The organism is Sphaerisporangium rufum (assembly GCF_016863395.1).
In the GTDB taxonomy this organism is placed as follows: Bacteria; Actinomycetota; Actinomycetes; order Streptosporangiales; family Streptosporangiaceae; genus Sphaerisporangium; species Sphaerisporangium rufum.
The window spans coordinates 1-890 of sequence record NZ_BOOU01000154.1 but is presented as its reverse complement, the minus strand read 5'-3'; the positions used below and the strand labels follow the sequence as shown (position 1 = coordinate 890).

1 protein-coding gene is annotated in these 890 nt (G+C 71.0%); it reads left to right on the top strand.

Features of this window, described 5'->3' with window-relative positions; genetic code table 11:
• Window positions 1-890, top strand: an 890-nt coding sequence (gene metK, locus Sru01_RS35110; protein WP_203995268.1) for a methionine adenosyltransferase, incomplete at both ends; no start/stop codon positions are given.

Here is an 890-nt window from a genome sequence, read left to right as displayed (position 1 = left end):
GACGCCTCGCACAAGGGTTTCGACGGTGCCTCCTGCGGGGTGTCGGTGTCGATCGGCGCGCAGTCGCCGGACATCGCCCAGGGTGTGGACGACGCCTACGAGCACCGCGAGGGCGAGGCGGGCGACGAGCTGGACCGGCAGGGCGCCGGTGACCAGGGCCTGATGTTCGGGTACGCCTGCCGGGAGACCCCGGAGCTGATGCCGTTGCCGATCACGCTGGCGCACCGGATGGCGCGGCGGCTGTCGGAGGTGCGCAAGAACGGCACGGTGCCCTACCTGCGCCCGGACGGCAAGACCCAGGTGACCGTCGAGTACGACGGCGACCGCCCGGTCCGGCTGGACACCGTCGTCGTCTCCACCCAGCACGCCCCCGAGATCGACCTCAAGGAGATGCTGGCCCCCGACATCAAGGAGCACGTCGTCGAGCCGGTGCTCGCCGAGCTGGACATCGAGGTCGAGGGGTACCGGCTGCTGGTGAACCCGACCGGGCGGTTCGAGATCGGCGGGCCGATGGGCGATGCGGGGCTGACCGGGCGGAAGATCATCGTGGACACCTACGGGGGGATGGCGCGGCACGGTGGTGGCGCGTTCTCCGGCAAGGATCCCTCCAAGGTGGACCGGTCGGCGGCGTACGCGATGCGGTGGGTGGCCAAGAACGTGGTGGCGGCCGGGCTGGCGGACCGGGCGGAGGTGCAGGTGGCCTACGCGATCGGCAAGGCGCATCCGGTGGGGGCGTTCGTGGAGACGTTCGGCACCGAGAAGGTGCCGGTGGAGCGGATCCAGCAGGCGATCCTGTCGGTGTTCGACCTGCGGCCGGCCGCGATCATCCGTGATCTGGACCTGCTGCGGCCCATCTACTCGCAGACCGCCGCCTACGGCCACTTCGGCCG